At 59.4% G+C, this 1,747-nt stretch carries 1 protein-coding gene and 1 pseudogene; one reads left to right on the top strand and one right to left on the bottom strand.

The features are described 5' to 3' along the window. Window positions 1-1,070 (bottom strand): trehalase family glycosidase (locus tag WA354_RS20800; RefSeq protein ID WP_472814940.1); only part of this gene is annotated, 1,070 nt, incomplete at its 3' end. 429 nt (window positions 1,071-1,499) lie between these two features. Here WA354_RS20800 and WA354_RS20795 point away from each other — a divergent pair. Then, a pseudogene (locus WA354_RS20795) lies at window positions 1,500-1,747 on the top strand (energy transducer TonB); the annotation flags it as partial.

The raw sequence follows: 1,747 nt of genomic DNA, 5'->3' as shown, positions 1-1,747 counted from the left end.
GAGCCGTCAAATGGACCAAACCTGAAACTCGGATCGAATCCAGACTCCCGCATCGCGCGATCGCCGAGGTAGAAATCCTTAGTCAATCGGTATCCATCCGCGTACGCGTGCATGCACACCACGCTGAGCTTCACATCGCAGCTTACCTGCTTCAGCCGTGCAACTTCCGCATCATTCGGCTGTTCTGTGCCCTTCACCAGGTAAGGCGCACCAGCTTCTTCGGCGCTCACCGCATGAGGATGCGCCTCAAGCCAGCGAATCACGTCAGAGTAGTACGTGCTGTCGTCCGCCATCTCCGGCACCGGTCCCGTGCCATAGTCGAAGTAGCGCGCCAACCCCGTCGTTCCTGCCTTGTGCTCCGGTCGCGTCCACGTGCTGTAGTCCTTTTCTGCCAGCCTGTACGCATGATCCAGCCACGCACGCGCCTCTGCCCGGCCTGCAGGTGTCGCCGCAAAGCTCGCCGGATTTTCGTATACCGCGCGAATCATCGCGGTCAAAAACGGCGGCTGCGATCGCGTCAGATAGTACGTGCGATTCGCATTCAGCACCGCGCCGTAGTGTTCAATCTCAAAGAGAAAGTTGTCCACCATTCCCTTCGCCAGCGCTTCGTGGTGATCGGCCTCCAGCCCCAGTAGGATGAAGTAGCTGTCCCACACATACATCTCGTTGAAGCGCCCACCCGGAACCACGTAGGGATTAGGCAGATACAACAATCCCGCAGCCGGCAGTTCCTCCGGCCGTACATCGCCAAGCTTCTCGATGCGCCGCGGCAGCGACACTATCTGTACGTTGCATTTCTCCCTCAGCGCTGAAACTTCGGGTGGCGGCGAAACCTCGGCCGGCATGTAGAGAATGGGATGCGCCGTAACTTTGATGTCCACCAGCGAGTGGCACTCCGTCATCGACCGTGTCAGCGTGGCCCACGCATCGTGAATGTAGGCGAGTGTCGCTGCCGGGTCCGGTCCTTTAGCGGTTGCAGTAGCGCCTGAAGGCTGCGGCGTTTCCTGCGCCCCCGCCAACGTTAACTGGATTGCGGCGAATGCAAGCAACAACAAGCGAAACAGTTTCATGCGAGCTCCGATTCTTTTTCAGCGACGAATGCTATGGAGTTTACCGCACCCGCGTATACATGGAGAATCAATCCCGTCCGCGAAAAACGCCGGCTCGTACCGGATCTATGCGCCCCGACGCGAATCAAGTAGGTGCCCCATCCTTGCGAATCCTTTATCGCAAGGGTGGAAAAGCAACACCCTGAGCCCATCGGCCTCAGTCTTCAATCCAGCCGAAAGCGAACCTTTACCTCAACCCAATCCAACATTCAGGAACATTCCGCAAACCCGCGGTGTCTACATCAGCACAGTGGTTCCGATGGGGATGAACGGCGGGCCTTGAGCGCCGTACGACGCGCCAACCAGCGCGATCACGCGGCTGAGGCCGATTGCGCTCAAAGGCTCTCCGCCTCCCACCGGCGCGGCTGAATTCACCCTGGGAGGCACGCCATGTTCGAAGACTCCACGTTTGAATCGACAGGCAGAATCAAGACCCGCAGCCGCCGCTGGATGTTCGCCGCGCTCGCGCTCAATGGCTCGATCCTCATCGCGCTCGTTCTCGTTCCGTTGATCTATCCCAACGCATTACCAAGTCACATGATGCCGTCTCTCCTTGTCGCCCCGGCCGCGCCCCAGTCGCAGACGCCACCCCCACCCGCGCATGCCCGCCCAACGCCGCATGACTTTTCAGAATTCAA

Origin of the sequence: Occallatibacter sp., assembly GCF_049802275.1 — a bacterium.
Taxonomy (GTDB): domain Bacteria; phylum Acidobacteriota; class Terriglobia; order Terriglobales; family Acidobacteriaceae; genus Telmatobacter.
Note: the sequence above shows the minus strand (reverse complement) of the source record. Positions and strands in the feature narration are given on the sequence as shown.